Annotated in this window: 14 protein-coding genes; 7 read left to right on the top strand and 7 right to left on the bottom strand. The window is 65.5% G+C overall.

What is annotated here, in order from left to right; all coding sequences use genetic code 11:
* The first annotated feature begins 36 nt into the window (after positions 1-36).
* Positions 37-2466: a TonB-dependent receptor gene (locus AC5WJ1_RS07025; RefSeq protein ID WP_494476454.1), complete on the top strand. Its 2430-nt coding sequence runs from the start codon at positions 37-39 to the stop codon at positions 2464-2466.
* A gap of 182 nt (positions 2467-2648) precedes the next feature.
* Here the strand turns inward: AC5WJ1_RS07025 and AC5WJ1_RS07020 are convergent, their stop codons facing one another.
* The 4 genes from AC5WJ1_RS07020 to AC5WJ1_RS07005 all read right to left on the bottom strand — a co-directional run bounded on the left by AC5WJ1_RS07020 (position 2649) and on the right by AC5WJ1_RS07005 (position 6916).
* On the bottom strand, positions 2649-3809 hold the full coding sequence (locus AC5WJ1_RS07020) for an acyl-CoA dehydrogenase family protein (protein WP_135705107.1): 1161 nt from the start codon (positions 3807-3809) through the stop codon (positions 2649-2651).
* Between the two features lie 27 nt (positions 3810-3836).
* Positions 3837-4685: an HTD2 family dehydratase gene (locus tag AC5WJ1_RS07015; protein ID WP_494476453.1), complete on the bottom strand. Its 849-nt coding sequence runs from the start codon at positions 4683-4685 to the stop codon at positions 3837-3839.
* A 106-nt stretch (positions 4686-4791) separates the two neighbouring features.
* The gene (locus tag AC5WJ1_RS07010; RefSeq protein ID WP_494476452.1) at positions 4792-5607 is read right to left on the bottom strand and encodes an HpcH/HpaI aldolase/citrate lyase family protein; all 816 of its coding nucleotides are present in this window, start codon (positions 5605-5607) and stop codon (positions 4792-4794) included.
* Positions 5608-5737: 130 nt separating this feature from the next.
* On the bottom strand, positions 5738-6916 hold the full coding sequence (locus tag AC5WJ1_RS07005; protein ID WP_195431340.1) for a CaiB/BaiF CoA transferase family protein: 1179 nt from the start codon (positions 6914-6916) through the stop codon (positions 5738-5740).
* Positions 6917-7165: 249 nt separating this feature from the next.
* On the opposite strand from AC5WJ1_RS07005, the gene AC5WJ1_RS07000 reads away from it, so the two are divergent.
* From AC5WJ1_RS07000 to AC5WJ1_RS06975, 6 genes are all read left to right on the top strand, one after another.
* Positions 7166-8092 (top strand): LysR family transcriptional regulator, encoded by a 927-nt coding sequence (locus tag AC5WJ1_RS07000; RefSeq protein WP_195431343.1) that lies wholly within the window; start codon positions 7166-7168, stop codon positions 8090-8092.
* A 748-nt stretch (positions 8093-8840) separates the two neighbouring features.
* Entirely contained in the window at positions 8841-10064 is a 1224-nt protein-coding gene (locus tag AC5WJ1_RS06995; protein ID WP_195431346.1) for a polyhydroxyalkanoate depolymerase, read from the top strand.
* Positions 10065-10395: 331 nt separating this feature from the next.
* Positions 10396-10647 carry a DUF1488 family protein gene (locus AC5WJ1_RS06990; RefSeq protein ID WP_133098306.1) on the top strand — a complete coding sequence of 84 codons (252 nt, stop codon included), beginning with the start codon at positions 10396-10398 and terminating at the stop codon, positions 10645-10647.
* 11 nt (positions 10648-10658) lie between these two features.
* Positions 10659-11453: a hypothetical protein gene (locus tag AC5WJ1_RS06985; RefSeq protein ID WP_494476451.1), complete on the top strand. Its 795-nt coding sequence runs from the start codon at positions 10659-10661 to the stop codon at positions 11451-11453.
* Positions 11450-12592 carry an AmmeMemoRadiSam system radical SAM enzyme gene (gene amrS / locus AC5WJ1_RS06980; protein ID WP_240745952.1) on the top strand — a complete coding sequence of 381 codons (1143 nt, stop codon included), beginning with the start codon at positions 11450-11452 and terminating at the stop codon, positions 12590-12592. The genes AC5WJ1_RS06985 and amrS overlap by 4 nt, the downstream gene beginning before the upstream one ends.
* A gap of 25 nt (positions 12593-12617) precedes the next feature.
* Positions 12618-13643, top strand: a complete 1026-nt coding sequence (locus AC5WJ1_RS06975) for a TGS domain-containing protein (protein WP_135705101.1) — start codon at positions 12618-12620, stop codon at positions 13641-13643.
* 335 nt (positions 13644-13978) lie between these two features.
* Here the strand turns inward: AC5WJ1_RS06975 and AC5WJ1_RS06970 are convergent, their stop codons facing one another.
* The 3 genes from AC5WJ1_RS06970 to AC5WJ1_RS06960 form a co-directional block, all read right to left on the bottom strand.
* The gene (locus AC5WJ1_RS06970) at positions 13979-14281 is read right to left on the bottom strand and encodes a hypothetical protein (RefSeq protein WP_133098303.1); all 303 of its coding nucleotides are present in this window, start codon (positions 14279-14281) and stop codon (positions 13979-13981) included.
* A gap of 165 nt (positions 14282-14446) precedes the next feature.
* The gene (locus AC5WJ1_RS06965; protein ID WP_243737101.1) at positions 14447-15406 is read right to left on the bottom strand and encodes a tripartite tricarboxylate transporter substrate-binding protein; all 960 of its coding nucleotides are present in this window, start codon (positions 15404-15406) and stop codon (positions 14447-14449) included.
* Positions 15407-15629: 223 nt separating this feature from the next.
* On the bottom strand, positions 15630-15872 hold the full coding sequence (locus AC5WJ1_RS06960) for a hypothetical protein (RefSeq protein WP_218959717.1): 243 nt from the start codon (positions 15870-15872) through the stop codon (positions 15630-15632).
* Positions 15873-16079 lie beyond the last annotated feature (207 nt).

Genomic DNA, 16079 nt, shown 5'->3' with positions numbered 1-16079 from the left:
TGCAGGCGGCGCCGTGTACGCCCGAGGAGATGCAAGATGCCAGCCAGCCCGTTCCCTGCCCCGCGAAGGCAGGCTTTCCGCCATGCCGCGGCCCGCCGCCGCTGCGCTGCCACGGCCATCGCCATGGCAGCGGCGCTGCTGCTCCAGCGTCCCGCTGTTGCACAACTGGACAGCGCTGCTCAAAAACAGGACAGCGCGGTGCTGCCCGAAGTACTGGTGGTCGCCGCGGCGCCGCTGCCCGGTATCGGCGTCGCCAGCGACCTGGTGCCCTACACCGTGCAGACCGTGCGCGGCGATGAGCTGGACGGAACCCGGGCCGGCAACCTGACCGAGTACCTGGCGCGCAACCTGGCCGGCGTCAACGTCAACGACATCCAGGGCAGCCCGTTCCAGAGCGACATCACCTACCGGGGCTTCCGTGCCTCATCGATCCCCGGCGTGCCGCAGGGGCTCTCGGTCTATCTCGACGGCATTCGCGTCAACGAGCCCTTTGGCGACGTGGTCAGCTGGGACATGATCCCGGAGGCCGCGCTCGCCAGCGTATCGCTGGTATCCAGCGGCAATCCGGCCTATGGCCTGAACAGCCTGGGCGGCGCACTGGTTATGACCACCCGCTCCGGGCTGGACTCTCCGGGCTTTACCGCTGACCTGTCTTATGGCAGCGGCAGCCGCAAGCGCGCGGACCTTTCCGGCGGCGTGCGCAACGACAGTGGCTGGCACGCCTTCGCCGCCGGCACGCTGTTCCAGGAGCACGGCTGGCGCGACCAGTCGTCGGGGCGGCTCGGCAACGTGTTCGCCAAGGCCGGTTATGCGGGCGATACGGACAGCGTCGACGTCTCGCTGCTGCACGGCCGCAGCACGCTGACCGGCAACGGGCTGGTGCCGTCCTACCGGGCCGACGGCAGCGCGACGCTGCCCGATATTTATCAATCGAACCGCCGCGCCGTGTATACCTACCCGGACCAGACCCGCAACCAGGTGACCCAGGTTGCCGTCAACGGCCGCCACTGGTTCGACGACAAGACCAGCGCCGCCGCCCTCGCCTACGTGCGCAACAGCCGCCGCGACACCACCAATGGCGACGTCAATCCCGATTACGAGGAATATGCGGAAGCCTGCGAGGACGGCTTCAATGCCGACGGCAGCCCGCGCAGCGGCGACTGCGGCGTGACCCGCGCCGAAGGCGCCGCGCTGCATCCCGCCGTGGTCAACACCACCCATATGCGGCAGCAGACCGTCGGCGTGGCGCTCAGCCTCTCCCGGGAAACCGATCGCCACGTGCTCAACGCCGGCGTCAGCCTGGACCGCAGCCGCCTGACCTATTCCCAGTTCGAGCAGCCCGGCACGTTTACCGCGGACCGCGGCGCCGTGGCCGACCCGGCGGAGCCGAATGCGCTGTTCTCCGGCGTCAGCGGCAACGCGCGCACCTTCGGCGCCTACCTGGCCGACACCTGGTCGCTGACACCCAGCACCTTCCTGACGGCGTCGGCGCGGTGGAATCTCGCCACCGTCAGCAATACGCTGCGCAACAGCGACGGCAGCGAGCAGCCGCGCGAGAACTTTACTTACCGCCGCCTCAATCCCGCGCTGGGGCTGGTGCAGAAGCTGGGCGGCGGCGTCACGGTTTTCGGCGGCTACGCGCAGAACAACCGCGTGCCCACGGTGCTCGAACTCGGCTGCGCCGACCCCGCGCGCCCGTGCCGCCTGCCGGCCGGGCTGCAGGCCGATCCCTACCTGAAGCAGGTGGTCTCGCACGCCTATGAAGCCGGCGTGCGCTGGCGCCCCGGCAAGGACACCGAGGTCACCGCCACGCTCTACCGCATCGACAACCACGACGACATCCTCTTCCTGCGCGCGCCCGACACCCGGCTCGGCTATTTCGCCAACTTCGACCGCACCCGCAACCAGGGGCTCGACCTGAGCGCGCGCCAGCGGGTTGGCGACGTTACGCTGCGGCTGGCCTACAGCTACCTGCAGGCCACCTACCAGGCGGCAGGCCAGCTGGCGGTCGGCGAACGCACCATCGAGATCCAGCCCGGCATGCGCATGGCCGGCCTGCCGCGCCACACGCTCAAGCTTGGCGCCGACTGGCAGCCGCTGGCCGGGCTGACGCTCGGCGCCGACCTGGTCGCCGTGTCCGGCAGCGTCGCCAGCGGCAACGAGGACGGCCTGCGCGGGGATACGCAACCAGGCCAGCCGCCCAAAACCGCCGACTGGCATTTGCCTGGCTACGCCACCGTCAACCTGCGCGCGACGTACAAGGTCAACAAGCGCTTCGAGGTCTATGCGCGCGTGGCGAACCTGTTCGACCGGCGCTACGAGACCTATGGGCAGGTGGCGAACAACGTCTTTCCCGGCGGCAGCCTGGTGCAGCCGCACGTGGCGCCAGGCGATGCCGCGACGGCATTGTTCGTGGCGCCGGGGGCGCCGCGCAGCGTCTGGGTGGGGCTGGTGTACCGGATGTAGGGAATGGCCCTCAGGAGGGCGCCTGCAAGCTGCGCCGCCCCCTGTTTTCGGCCGGCCGTTCGAGGTGCAGGCGGATGAAATCCATCAGCGTGCGAGCGCCGGCCCAGCGAGGCCCCGCGCGCGGGAGAAGGGAGCGTTTGCGCCGGGGTGGTGGCAAGCACCAGCGCTCGCGCGTAATCGCCTCAGAACGAGCGCGGCATCCCCAGGATATGCTCGCCCACGTACGAAAGAATCAGGTTCGTCGAAATCGGCGCCACCTGGTACAGGCGCGTCTCGCGGAACTTGCGCTCGACGTCATACTCCGCCGCGAAGCCAAAGCCGCCGTGGTACTGCAGGCAGGCATTGGCCGCTTCCCACGACGCATCCGCCGCCAGCATCTTGGCCATATTGGCTTCGGCACCGCACGGCTGGTGCGCGTCGAACAACTTTGCCGCCTTGAAGCGCATCAGGTTGGCAGCCTCGACGTTGACGAAGGCCCTGGCGATCGGGAACTGCACGCCCTGGTTCTGCCCGATCGGGCGGCCGAACACCACGCGCTCGTTGACGTACTTGGTCACCTTGTCGATAAACCAGTAGCCGTCGCCAATGCACTCGGCAGCGATCAGCGTGCGCTCGGCGTTAAGGCCGTCGAGAATGTACTTGAAGCCCTTGCCTTCCTCGCCGATCAGGTTCTCGGCCGGAATCTCAAGATTGTCGAAGAACAGCTCGTTGGTCTCGTGGTTGACCATGTTGAGGATCGGCTGGACGGTCAGTCCCTTGCCGATCGCTTCGCGCAGGTCGACGACGAAGATCGACATGCCTTCCGACTTCTTCGTGCACTCGGCCAGCGGCGTGGTGCGCGCCAGCAGGATCATCAGGTCCGAATGCTGCACGCGCGAGATCCACACTTTCTGGCCGTTGACGACGTACTTGTCGCCCTTGCGCACGGCGGTGGTCTTGATCTTTGTCGTGTCGGTGCCCGTGGTCGGCTCCGTCACGGCCATCGACTGCAGGCGCAGTTCGCCGCTGGCGATCCTGGGCAGGTACAGCTTCTTCTGCTCGGCCGAGCCGTGGCGCAGCAGCGTGCCCATGTTGTACATCTGGCCGTGGCAGGCGCCCGAGTTGCCGCCGGCACGGTTGATTTCCTCCATGATCACGGAGGCCTGCGTCAGGCCCAGGCCCGAACCGCCATACTCTTCCGGGATCAGCGCGGCCAGCCAGCCGGCCGCGGTCAGTGCATTGACGAATTCCTCGGGATAGCCCCGCACTTCGTCAACCTTGCGGAAGTACTCCGACGAGAACTGCCCGCACAGGTCGCGCACGGCTTCACGGATTTCCTGGTATTCATCGATTCGGTTCTGCACAGCCTTGCCTCCAACTTGCCTTGGGGGTTAGTTCAGTTCTGCCGACGCGCTCATCGCGAGGGCGCCGTCTTCATGGCGGATCCACAGCTCGACGGACTTGCCGTCCTGGCTGCGCTTGCCGCAGACGTAAATGCGTTGCGGCACGAAGGTGGGCCGGACACCGCGGAAAGAGAAGCGCCTGACCACCGCATCGGGCAGGTTATTGCGCACCAGTTCCATCAGCAGCATCGCCTGCAGCGGGCCGTGGACGATCAGGTCCGGGTAGTGCTCGACCGCGGTCACGTATTGCTTGTCGTAGTGGATGCGATGGCCGTTGAAGGTCAGCGCGGAGAAGCGGAACAGCAGCACGGGGTCGGTCGCCACCTCCTGGACCCACTCCTCGTCCGTCGGCGCCGGGACCGGTTCCGGTGCGGGCGCGTTGGGCGAGGCGTTCTCGCGGTAGACGATGTCATGCTCCTCCGTGACCGCCAGGCCATCGGGGCCCGAGTACTTGTGCTCGACCGTGACAAAGGCGAGCGACCCGGTGCGGCCGGTCTTGGCGCTCACATCGAGGATGCGCGACACCTTGGAGGCCGCATCGCCGACGCGCAGCGGCTGGTGGAACCAGAGCCGGCCACCGGCCCACATGCGGCGCGGCAGCGGCACCGGCGGCAGGAAGCCGCCACGGCTGGCATGGCCGTCCGAACCCAGCTCGGACTGGCGGTGCAGCGGCAGGAAGTACAGCCAGTGCCAGAGCGGCGCGATGGCCGTGCCGCGGACCGTTACGGGGTTCTCATAGTCCAGCGTTGCCGCCAGGGCCTTTACGGGATAGGCAGTGATCTCGTCCTGGCTCTCAGTGGTCCTGCCGATCCATTCCTTCAACTTCACAACGTCCATCACATCTCTCTGGTGTTGATTGCGTGGGTTCCACTATGCGCGCTGCGGCGCTGCGCTCCAATTCGAAAGTTCGGAACGAGCCATTCGCCCGCGCGGAAAGCAGTCTTCAGCCGGCGCGGCCCGCCTGGCGCAGCAGGTCGGCCGCGCGCGCGATCACAGGGGCGTCGACCATCTCGCCATCGAGCTGGAAGGCACCGGGACTCGACCTTGCGCCCTCGATCACACGCGCGGCCCATGCCAGCTGCGCTTCCGACGGGCGATATGCAGTGTTCACCGCATCCACCTGCGACGGATGGATGCAGAGCTTGGCGCCGAATCCCAGCCGCCGGCCGCGTGTGCTGGCGGCGCGGAGCTCATCGGCATCGGCAATGGAGACCGTCACCCCGTCCACCGGCGGTGCAATGCCCGCGGTCCTTGAAGCCAGCACGAGCATGGAGCGGAAGAACAGTAGCTCCTGGTCGTCGCCCTCGATACCCAGCTCCGTGCGGAAGTCCACGGTGCCGAAGATCAGGCGCTCCACACCCGGCGCCGCGGCGATCTCCGCCACGCTGGCCATGCCGGCGGCAGTCTCGATCAGAGGCAGCACCTTGATCGCCGGTGGCAGGTGCCGGGTCACCTGCGCGATCTGCGCGGCACTCTCCGCCTTCGGCAACACGACGCCCTGCACGCCAGGCTTCAGGCAGGCGCGCACGTCGTCCTCGAACCGGCGTGTCTGCGTAGCGTTGATGCGTACCAGGCCGGTGCCGCCTGCCGCCAGGTAGTCGGCGAGCAGGTGCCGGGCCCGGTCCTTGTCTTCTTCCGATACGGCATCCTCGAGATCGAGGATGACCCGGTCGGCGCCCGAGGCGTGAGCCTTGGCAAAACGTTCGGGGCGGTTGGCCGGGACGAACAGATACGAGCGGGCGATAGCGGTAGTTGTCATGGAAACTCTGCGGGCGATAGCGGTGGTTGTCATGGAAACTCTGCTGGCGACAGGCGAGCGCCTGTCTCCCGCCGGCTAGTGGCGGGAAGATGGCAAATACAGAAAAACAGGCGGAAGGAACCGGCGCGGACTAGATCGCGCCCTCCGCATGCAGTCGCGCGACGTCGTCGCCGCTGTAGCCGAGCTCGCGCAGGATCGCTTCGCTGTGCTCGCCCAGCGCGGGGATGGCATCCATGCGCGGCTCGAAGGCATTCGACAGGCCCGGCGGCAGCATCGCGGGGATCACCCCGACCGGGGACCGGACCGAGGTCCAGCGCTCGCGTGCCTTGAGCTGCGGATGGTTCCACAGGTCGCGCATGTCGTTCATGCGCGCGTTGGCGATCTGCGCGCGCTCCAGCCGCTCGACCACGTCGTCGATCGTCAAGGCGGCGAAGACCTCGGTGATTACCTGCGTCAGCTCGACCCGGCTCTTCGAGCGCAGGGAGTTGGTGACGAAGCGCTCGTCGGTGCTGAGTTCCGGCCGCTCCAGCACGACACGGCAGAAGGCCTCCCATTCGCGCTCGTTCTGCAGGCCCAGGATGATGGTCTTGCCGTCGCCGGCGGTGAACGGCCCATATGGGAAGATGGTGGCATGCGAGGCGCCGGCGCGCGGCGGCGGCGTGGCGCCGTCGAAGGCGTAGTACAGCGGGAAGCTCATCCACTCGGCCATGCTTTCCAGCATCGACACATCGATATGCGCGCCCTTCCCGGTATTGCCGCGCTGCAGCAGCGCCGCCAGGATATTGGTGTAGGCATACATGCCGGCCGCGATATCCGCGATCGAGCAGCCCGCCTTGGACGGGCTCTCCGGCGTGCCGGTGATCGAGACGAAACCGGACTCGGCCTGGATCAGCAGGTCATAGGCCTTCTTGTCGCGGTACGGGCCGTCGTTGCCATAGCCGGAGATATCGCAGACGACGATGCCGGGATAGCGCTGCGACAGCACTTCGTAGGACAGGCCCAGCCGGTCGGCGGCACCCGGTGCCAGGTTCTGCACCAGCACATCGGCCTGGTCCAGGATCTTCTGCAGGATTGCCGGCGCTTCCGGATGCTTCAGGTCCAGCGCCAGGCTTTCCTTCGAGCGGTTGGTCCAGGCGAAGTGCGACGACATGCCGTCGACGCGCTCGTCGTAGCCGCGCGCGAAGTCGCCGACCTTCGGCCGCTCGATCTTGATAACGCGTGCACCCAGGTCTGCCAGCTGGCGGGTACAGAACGGCGCAGCAATCGCATGCTCCAGTGAAACCACGGTAATGCCATCAAGGGGACGCATAGCAGCCTTTTCGTGAAGATTGCGCTCGCACTGCCATCGCGGCACGAACGGCGGGGATCCGGTTGGCGGCCCGCTTCGCTAGTCGCATCGCCAGCCGCTTCGCTGCAAGTCTCGCAGCCCCGGCATGGCCCGTAAATCTCGTTTTCTCGAAGCAGCCGTTCACCCACGCCGAAAGCACCGCCCTGGCGTGCCCGGCAACGGTTTACGCTCCATGCGGCACCTTGATAAAGTTACGCCCAAGGAGCCCCCATGCATTTTGATTTTGCCGACCTGAGGCTGTTTGCGCGCATCGCCGAAGAAGAGAACCTGTCGCGCGGGGCGAGAAAGGCATTTCTGTCGCCCGCGGCGGCCAGCGCGCGACTCAAGGCGCTGGAAGACCAGCTCGGCACCCGGCTTTTCTACCGCGAAAGCAAGGGCCTGGCCCTGACCCCGGCCGGCGAGCGCCTGCTGCGGCATACACGCGTGATCGAACGCCAGTTCGAGCACGTGCGCAGCGAGTTCGAGGAATATTCGAAAGACTCGGTCGGCCATATCCGCATCTTTGCCAACACGACGGCGGTCACCGAGTTCATGCCCGAGGTGCTGGCCCGCTTCATGGCGGAGCGCCCTGCCGTCACCGTTGACCTGCAGGAACGCCTGACGCGGGACATCATCCGCGGGATACTGGACGGCAGCGCGGACCTTGGCATCATCTCCGGACCGCTCAATGCGGAAGGGCTGGAGGTCATCCACTTCAGCACCGACAAGCTGGTGCTGGCCACGCCGGTGGGACATCCGCTGACGCGGAAGAAGAACGTCACCTTCGACGACACGCTCGAATACGAGCATGTCAGCCTGCATGAAGGCAGCACGCTGCATGCGTTCCTGACCGAACTCGTGCGCGACCAGCGCCGCAAGCTGCAGATCCGCATCCAGATCCGCAGCTTCGAAGCGATGTGCCGGATGATCGAAGCCGGCGTCGGCATCGGTGTGGTGCCGTTGTCGGCCGCATTGCGGCATCGCCAGACCATGAAGATCGACATCATCGAGTTGCCCGAGGCCTGGGCGGTACGCGAGCGCGCGGTGATCGTGCGCGAGCTGGACGGCTTGCCCGGGTGCGCGAAGGCGCTGATCGATGAACTGATCGAAGTGGCGCAGGCCGCGGGCGGGAGCCCGGAAGGCACGCTTTCAAGATGACCCACACCAGAGCAGCCTTCTCGCGCCTGGCGGATCGCGAAAGGATTGCCCGAAGCGGCTGGTGCTCGAGGGCGCCTGGCCCGGGGGCAACATGGATCATGTGTGACTGCTCCGGCGACAGCACGCCCGCCGCTTGCAAAGATTTACAAATTGCTCTGGTGCCGGTGCCTTTTGCAGCGGCGCGCCGGGAATCAAGCATCACTTCGCAAGTGCCCTGGCACGGACGGCTTCGACAAACCATGCCACGTCAGTCACTTTCGGCGAAAAACCGTATGCAAGGCGTTGCAGTAGGGTTTCATCGAATGTGTTACTGAATGTAAATGACGTAACTTGATTGCATGTTGTTCCGCCGACTTTGCAAGGTCGGTAGCCCTGAGCAGTGGGGACGTCATGCAGCATTCCAATCGATTCGCGTGCGGCCTGAGCGGCACGCTCGCATCCGGCCACAGCAGCCGGAACAGCCGTCCCGGCAAGACGCCCGCTATCCGCGCTCAGGCAATTCGTCACCGACGGCACTTCGGCCGTGCCCAGCGCCTCACCACGGCGCTTCAACGCCCGCCTACCGCCTGCCGACCTGCGTTACAAGCCTGCCGTCCGCCGCTTTGCCTTGAGCGACGTCGCTCCTGCAGCTGTCCGGCGCACCCTGTGCGCTGAAGCGATCGCGGCATCGCGCCAGCAAGAGGCCCGGTTTGCCGGACCCGGCCTTGGATCAACGCGGCAACCATATTTTCGGAAGGCAGGGATTGCCATGGCGCTCTATGCTCTGCGTGAACTCACGCTGCAGTCGGTCGGGCCGCTCGGGGCCATGATCGAAGCGGGTCAGCGTGCCGTCGATTTCTGGGGCGAGTCCATCGCGTGGCTGCCCGGGATGCGCGAGGCCGGTGCCGCGCTTGATTTGTTTACCCGGCTGACCAGGTCCTACGGGAAGCCTCGCTTCGCCATCGACGAGGTCATCGTGTGCGGTCAACAGGTGCCGGTTACCGAGACCGTGCTGATCGAGGCGCCCTTCTGCCGGCTGCTGCATTTCAGGAAGGACATGCCAAGCCCCGGTCCCCGCGTGCTGCTGGTGGCGCCGCTCTCGGGCCACTACGCCACGCTGCTGCGCCCGACGGTCGAAGCCTTGCTGCCCGGGCATGATGTCTACATTACCGACTGGGCCGACGCGCGCCTGGTCCCGCTCGATGCGGGCGGCTTTGACCTTGGCAATTACGTCGATTACCTCAAGCAGTTCATGCGATACCTCGGCGCCGGCACGCATATCGTGGCGGTATGCCAGCCAGGGGTTCCGGTGCTCTGTGCGGCCGCCCAGATGGCGGAGGACAACGAGCACGCCCAACCGTGCTCCATGACGCTGATCGCCGCGCCGATCGACACCCGCGTCAGCCCGACGGCGGTCAACCGGTTCGCGCAAAAATATTCGCTGCCATGGTTCGAGTCGAATGTCATCGAACGCGTACCCGACAGTTACCCGGGACGGGGGCGCAAGGTTTATCCCGGCTTCCTGCAGCTTGCTGGCTTCGTCTCGATGAACGTCGCACGCCACGCCGGCGCGCACCTTGACTATTACCGCCACCTGGTCGATGGCAGGCAGCACGAGGCCGCCAGGCATCGCCAGTTCTATGACGAGTACAACGCCGTGCTCGACGTGCCGGCCGAGTACTACCTGGAAACCATCCGGAAGGTTTTCCTGGAGCATCACCTGTGCCGCGGCTGCATGGAGGTTGGCCAGCGCCGCGTCTGCCCCGAGGCCATCACGAACGTGTCACTGCTGACCATCGAAGGCAGCGAGGACGACATCACCGGCCGGGGCCAGACCGAAGCGGCCCACGCACTCTGCACAGGCATTGCCAATGACCGCAGAGCGCACCTGGTCGTTGACGGCGTGGGTCACTACGGGACGTTCGCCGGCCAGGGATTCCGGCAATCCATCCTGCCGGCCATTTCGCAGTTCATCCAGCGGTGTGCGGACTGAGCGCAATGTCACAGCCTCGAAGCGAGGTGCGGACCTCTAACCTTTGCCCGCATGCCTTTTTCGTGCGGCCGTGATGAAAATCATTTGGTTAGAGCTTCTGCGCGCGTATGCTGGAACTGCCATCTTGGCAAGCAACGCACCAGGAGCAATCATGGCAAAGAGTCAACTACGCAGCACTCGCGAACCGAAAAAACCCAAGCAGCCCAAGAAGCCGCCAGTGCCGGCAACCCCGTTCAGCATGGTTCATTCGAGGGTCGGAAACGAAGGTGTCGCCAAGAAGAAGACATAAATCGGTTGGCCGCACAGACGCGGCACATGACACGCAACTTGTATGGCACTTGCCTTCCCCAACCCCAGCCGCAGCTATGATGCATCCAGGCATGGCGTGTGGTTCTGGGGTTATGACAACGCACGCGAAATTAGCTTCCTTGTGGACGACCGCGTACTGCTGAGTTTCGACTCCGCGCCCTGTTCCGACGAAGCCGGGGTGCTGGCCTCCTTTGACCGGCATCGCGATGAGATTCTGAAGATCGCCATGGCGCTCTATGCCGAGGGGCAGCAGACTCTCTACGTGCTGCACTGAGGAGCCTGCTAATGCGCGCCTGCCGGCAAGCCCCCGCTGCCGCCAGGGCTGCCGCGGTCTGGCTGCTGGTGGCGGCCATGGCCGCCGGGGCCTGGCTGCTGCCGCGCATCGCGCAGCCGCCGCAGTATCATCGTTTTGCCGATCCTTACGCCTGCTTCGGCACGCCCCACTGCCTCGACATTGGCTCGAACCTGCTGTTCCTGCTCGCGGGCGCGGCCGGCCTGCGCTATCTCGGTGCGAGCGCCTCCAGCCGAGCTTTTATCGCACCCGTTGAGGCCTGGCCTTACCGGGTGCTTTTTCTCGCCGTCTTCCTCGTGGGGCTGGGCTCGGGTTACTACCACCTGGCCCCGGACAACCAGCGGCTGGTGTGGGACCGGGCACCGCTGGCGCTCGCGCTGATGGCCTGGCTGGGCGCCAACGTGTGCGAGCGCGCCAGCCTGAAGGCCGGCTTGCGGCTGCTGCCGCTGCTGCTGATCGCGGGGCCGGCCAGCGTCGGCTACTGGGCATGGAGCGAAGCCCGCGGCAGCGGAGACCTGCGCCCTTACCTCCTGGTCCAGGCCTGCGCCATGCTGGTGGTGCCGCTACTGCTCTGCCTCTATGCACCGCGCTACACTGGCGACCGGGATGTGCTGGCCATCACCGGCGGCTATGCGCTGGCCCTGGTTTGCGATGTACTGGACCACCAGATCGCCGCGCTGACGGGACTGGTCAGCGGGCACACGCTCAAGCACGTGATCGCAGCGCTGGCCGTGTATGGCGTCTTGCTTAGGCTGAAGCGGCGCCGCATCCTGGAGGAAGGGACATGACGGTACCCGAACCGCCTGAAAGCGCGCTTCAGGAGAAACATGCCATGACGGCAAGCGAAAACCCCTCTCCGGCAACATATCCTGGTCGCTACTGGCATTTCCTGGACGACGGCCGCATGCAATGCGACCTGTGTCCGCGCCATTGCCGCCTGCATGACGAGCAGCGCGGCGCCTGCTTCGTGCGTCAGCGGGTTGGCGGCCGGATGCTGCTGACCGCCTATGGCCGCTCATCCGGCTTCTGTATCGACCCGATCGAAAAGAAGCCGCTCCACCACTTCTACCCGGGCAGCGCCGTCCTGTCGTTCGGCACGGCAGGCTGCAACCTGGCCTGCAAGTTCTGCCAGAACTGGGACATCAGCAAATCGCGTGAAATGGAGACACTGGCCGTGGCAGCCATGCCCGAAGCCATTGCCGAAGCGGCGGCGGCCCATGACTGCAAGAGCGTGGCTTTCACCTATAACGACCCGGTGATTTTCGCCGAATACGCGATGGACGTTGCCGATGCCTGCCGCGAACTGGGCATCATGGCGGTGGCGGTAACCGCCGGGTATATCGGCGAGCAGGCACGACGCGATTTCTATGGCCGGATGGACGCGGCAAACGTCGACCTGAAGGGCTTTACCGACGCGTTCTATGTTGCATTCACGGGTGCACATCTGCAGCCTGTGCTGGATACGCTCCTGTACCTGAAGCACGCGACCAAAGTCTGGTTCGAGATCACAACCCTGCTGATTCCCGGCAAGAACGACAGCGATGAGGAAATCCGCGCGGAGGCCCGGTGGATCGCGAGGGAACTTGGCACCGACGTCCCGCTGCACTTTACGGGGTTTCATCCCGACTACAAGATGCGCGACGTGCCGCCGACGCCGTTCTCCACGCTGGCGCATGCCCGCAAGCTCGCGATCGATGAGGGGCTGCGTTACGTGTACACCGGCAACGTCCACGACAGGGAAGGCGCAACCACCTACTGCCCCGCCTGCCGCGCACCGCTGATCGTGCGCGACTGGCATGCGATCGAGAGCTATCGCCTCACGCCAACCGGAACCTGCCCCGACTGCTTTGAGCCGGTTGCCGGTTGCTTCGGGCATTTCGAGCATCACTTCGGGCGGCGCCGGATTCCCGTGCACATCGGAACGTAGCCCAGTGGTGCAGCGCTGACGGCCCATGCCAGCAAACCTCTCTCCCGAGTACAAACAGGCCGAGCAGGCCTATCGGCTGGCGCGCCAGCCGCGTGAGCAGCTCGAGTGCCTGAAGGAGATGCTCCGTGTCATTCCCAAGCACAAGGGGACGGAGCGCCTGCAAGCCGATATCAAATCGCGGATCAGGGAACTGACCCACGAATCCGCGGGCCACGGGAAGGCGGCTCGCAAGGGGCCGTCACATGCGGTGCATGCCGAAGGCGCGGCCCAGCTCTGCCTGATCGGCCCGTCCGGCGCGGGAAAATCCAGCCTGCATGCGCAGCTGACAGGATCGGGCAGCGAGGCCGGGCCCTATCCTCACCCAACCCAGTTTCCGGTCCCCGCCATGTTGCCGTTCGAGGACATTGCATTCCAGCTCGTGGACCTGCCACCTGTCTCAGCCGAATTCATGCAACCCGGGATCACCGACATGGTGCGGGTGACAGACGGCGTGCTGCTCGTGGTCGACCTGAGTGCGCCCGACTGTACGGAACAGCTGGCGCTGATTCTCCGGCGACTCGCCGAAGCCAGGATCAACCTGTCGGAGCGCTGGCCGGGCGAGGCGGACAGCCCTGCCGCATCGGCCGCATCGCCGGCGTCGGCGCCTGACCCGTTCAGTGTCCACCTCCCTGCACTGCTGCTGGCCAACAAGGCCGATCTCGCCAGCCCCGACGACGCGGCCGTGCTCGAAGACCTGCTCGGCGTACATTTTCCGGCGCTCGCAACCTCGGCAACCCGCGGACAAGGACTGGCCGAAATCGGTCCGTTTCTTTTCAGGGCCCTGGGCATTGTGCGTGTTTACACCAAGGCCCCCGGGAAACCCGTCGAGCAGAGTCGGCCGTTTACGATGCGCCGCGGCGACACCGTACTGGATGTCGCCCTGCGGGTGCACCCGGATCTCGCGCGTACGTTCAAATTCGCCCGCATCTGGGGGAGCGGCAAGTTCAGCGGGCAGCAGGTGGGCGCCGATCATCCGGTCGCCGATCGGGACGTCGTGGAACTGCATGCATAGGCGCATCGCCGGCCCAAAGCCTGCGCCCCTTGGCAGAGTGGATCAGGCTGCGCGCGGCGGCACAGCCGGATTCACGTTGACCTGTTCGTCGGCCGCGCTATAATCAACCTGCTGGCTGAGAGGCGCTTTGACAAGGCGAAGGCAGGTCAGCGAAACGATCATGTTTCCTGGATGGTTTGCTGGTTGAAGCGTGATCGTGCAGGCGAAATACGCCTGCAGGTCCGAGCCGGATCATGAGTTGCTGACCCGGTTCGGACGCCCCCTGGTGGCTGAAAAGGCTGAAAGGGCGGAAAGCGCCGAGCACCTGCAGAAGGTGCTTTTTTGTTGGGTGTTCCCTAGATATCGGGAGCCAGCAGCACTCCGCTTTTCACGGTGTGGATCAGCGCAAGGCGATCTTCGACAGCCTTGCGCAGGACTTCCCGTCCCCTGAACGGATCCGTCAGGTAACTGGCGTACTGGCTTGCCCGGATCTGCACCTTGAGGCTCATCATCGTCGATCCGCTCTCCGGCCATGTCACCATGAATGCCGGATGTCCGTCCGCGCATTCAACGAAAGCCGTGTCAGGAGACGCAAAACAGGAGTCAGCACCCTGGGCCAGGAACTGGAGATCCTTGTCCTTGAACTCGTAAGTTGCCATGTCTTTCTCCCATCGCGCGGAAGACCGTGGCGTGGACGTCATCAGCGCGGGCAGCAGCCGCCTCCGCTCATTCCCATGTTAATACGCCTGGAGCATCCCGGGAGGCGTGCCGGCGCGCGCGGCCGGCACTGCCCCCCGTCAGTCGAGTTCGATGTTCGCGCGCGCTCAGTCGGCCTCGACCTTCATGGTCTTCAGCAGCGGCTGCCACTTGTCGCTTTCGGCCTTGAGCCAGGTCTTCAGCCCCTCCGGCGTCTGCTTGTCGGCGGGCACGATCTCGGCGCCCAGGTCATCGAGGCGCTTGGCCACCACCGGATCCTTCAGCGCCTGCTGCAATGCCTTGGTCAGCCGCGCCACCACGGTCGGCGGCGTGCCCTTGGGCGCGTACACGCCATGCCAGACCTTCATCGAAAAGCCCTTCAACCCGCCCTCCTGCAGCGTCGGCGCATTAGGCAGCGCCTTGATGCGGTTGGGTGTGGTCACGCCATACAGCTTGACGCGGTTGGCGTTGATATGCGGCAGCGTCGAGGTGGTCTGGTCGCACAGCAGGTCGACCTGGCCGCCCAGCAGGGCAGTCATCGCGGGACCCGTTCCCTGGTAAGGGACAGCCGTCATCTTGACGTGCACCGCTTCCTCGAACAACAGGCCGCACAACTGCGACACCGCGCCGAGGCCGGCATTGGCCAGCGACACCTTGTCCTTGTTCTGCGCTACGTACTTCACCAGTTCAGCCGCGTTGGCGGGCGGCAGGTCCTTGCGGCCGAGCAACGTCATCGGCACATCGGCAACCTGGCCGATATATTCGAAATCCTTCAGCGGACTGTAGGACAGCTTCTTGTACAGCGCCGGCGCGGTGGCCATGCCGTTGTGATGGATCAGGATGGTGTAGCCATCAGGCTGCGCGCGCGCCACGAACGCCGCCGCGACGGTCCCGCCGGCGCCCAGGCGGTTTTCCACCACCACGCTCTGGCCCAGGTCCCTGGCCATCGCCTGGCCGAGTGCCCGCGACACGACATCGGTGGGTCCGCCTGCGGAGAACGGCACCACCAGCGTGATCGGCTTCGACGGAAAGGCATCCGCAGCCTGCGTCCCGCCGGCGAGCGCAAGGCCCAGCGCTCCGACCACCATCCATTGCCAACCCTTGCCCTGCACTGCTTGCGTCACCATCGTTGCCGTCTCCATGCTGCCGGCACCTGTGCGCCGGTCGGTTATCGATCGGCGCCAGATTGCAGCACAAGGCTACGGCTGGCTATCCGGATTTCCCGAACGGACCATATGGCAGAACCGAATGCAGGGATGACTTCGAGGGACTGGCAGGCACGCAGCGGCGGCAAGCCGCGCATGGCAGAGCTTACCGGCAGGCGCGCGGCTCTTTCGCCCGGATGCGCCCAAGCGCCTTGAGGAAACGGTAACCCTGGAGCGTGACCTGCGGCCGGCTGACACTGGGCCCGACCCGTTCGAGCGTTATCAGCTGGTGCGCGAGCAGCGCTTCCACATCGGTCCGGTCCAGCTCGGGCGGGTCGCTGCTGTCGTTGACAAGGACCAGGGTGGCAAACTCGTGATGACTCAGCACAGGCGTCTCCTCGGCAAACATGGGTAGTGTGTTGCAACGGGACTGCGCTAGCGCCCTCTGTGGTCCGGTCTGGTGGTGCAGACCCTGTTTTCCGGGGCGCCTAGATTGGCTGGCGACGCTTACCGTTCGCGCCGCGAAAGTCCATCTTAGTCGGTCACCCGGGACTGTTCAATGCCGGATGCAGAACGAAGAGCCGCTGCATTATCCTCACATTGCCCTGCCAGTCGG

The organism is Cupriavidus sp. MEYA8, assembly GCF_059278825.1.
This window is presented reverse-complemented; position numbering and strand designations above follow the sequence as displayed.

Excerpts from the sequence above, each read along its gene's own strand:
- AC5WJ1_RS06985 (WP_494476451.1), top strand. The coding sequence starts at position 10,659 with ATGCGCGCCTGCCGGCAAGCCCCCGCTGCCGCCAGGGCTGCCGCGGTC.
- AC5WJ1_RS06990 (WP_133098306.1), top strand. The coding sequence starts at position 10,396 with ATGGCACTTGCCTTCCCCAACCCCAGCCGCAGCTATGATGCATCCAGG.
- AC5WJ1_RS07025 (WP_494476454.1), top strand. The coding sequence starts at position 37 with ATGCCAGCCAGCCCGTTCCCTGCCCCGCGAAGGCAGGCTTTCCGCCAT.
- AC5WJ1_RS07015 (WP_494476453.1), bottom strand. The coding sequence starts at position 4,685 with ATGGACGTTGTGAAGTTGAAGGAATGGATCGGCAGGACCACTGAGAGC.
- amrS (WP_240745952.1), top strand. The coding sequence starts at position 11,450 with ATGACGGTACCCGAACCGCCTGAAAGCGCGCTTCAGGAGAAACATGCC.
- AC5WJ1_RS06975 (WP_135705101.1), top strand. The coding sequence starts at position 12,618 with ATGCCAGCAAACCTCTCTCCCGAGTACAAACAGGCCGAGCAGGCCTAT.
- AC5WJ1_RS07005 (WP_195431340.1), bottom strand. The coding sequence starts at position 6,916 with ATGCGTCCCCTTGATGGCATTACCGTGGTTTCACTGGAGCATGCGATT.
- AC5WJ1_RS06960 (WP_218959717.1), bottom strand. The coding sequence starts at position 15,872 with ATGTTTGCCGAGGAGACGCCTGTGCTGAGTCATCACGAGTTTGCCACC.
- AC5WJ1_RS06965 (WP_243737101.1), bottom strand. The coding sequence starts at position 15,406 with ATGGTGGTCGGAGCGCTGGGCCTTGCGCTCGCCGGCGGGACGCAGGCT.
- AC5WJ1_RS07010 (WP_494476452.1), bottom strand. The coding sequence starts at position 5,607 with ATGACAACTACCGCTATCGCCCGCTCGTATCTGTTCGTCCCGGCCAAC.
- AC5WJ1_RS06995 (WP_195431346.1), top strand. The coding sequence starts at position 8,841 with ATGGCGCTCTATGCTCTGCGTGAACTCACGCTGCAGTCGGTCGGGCCG.
- AC5WJ1_RS07000 (WP_195431343.1), top strand. The coding sequence starts at position 7,166 with ATGCATTTTGATTTTGCCGACCTGAGGCTGTTTGCGCGCATCGCCGAA.
- AC5WJ1_RS06970 (WP_133098303.1), bottom strand. The coding sequence starts at position 14,281 with ATGGCAACTTACGAGTTCAAGGACAAGGATCTCCAGTTCCTGGCCCAG.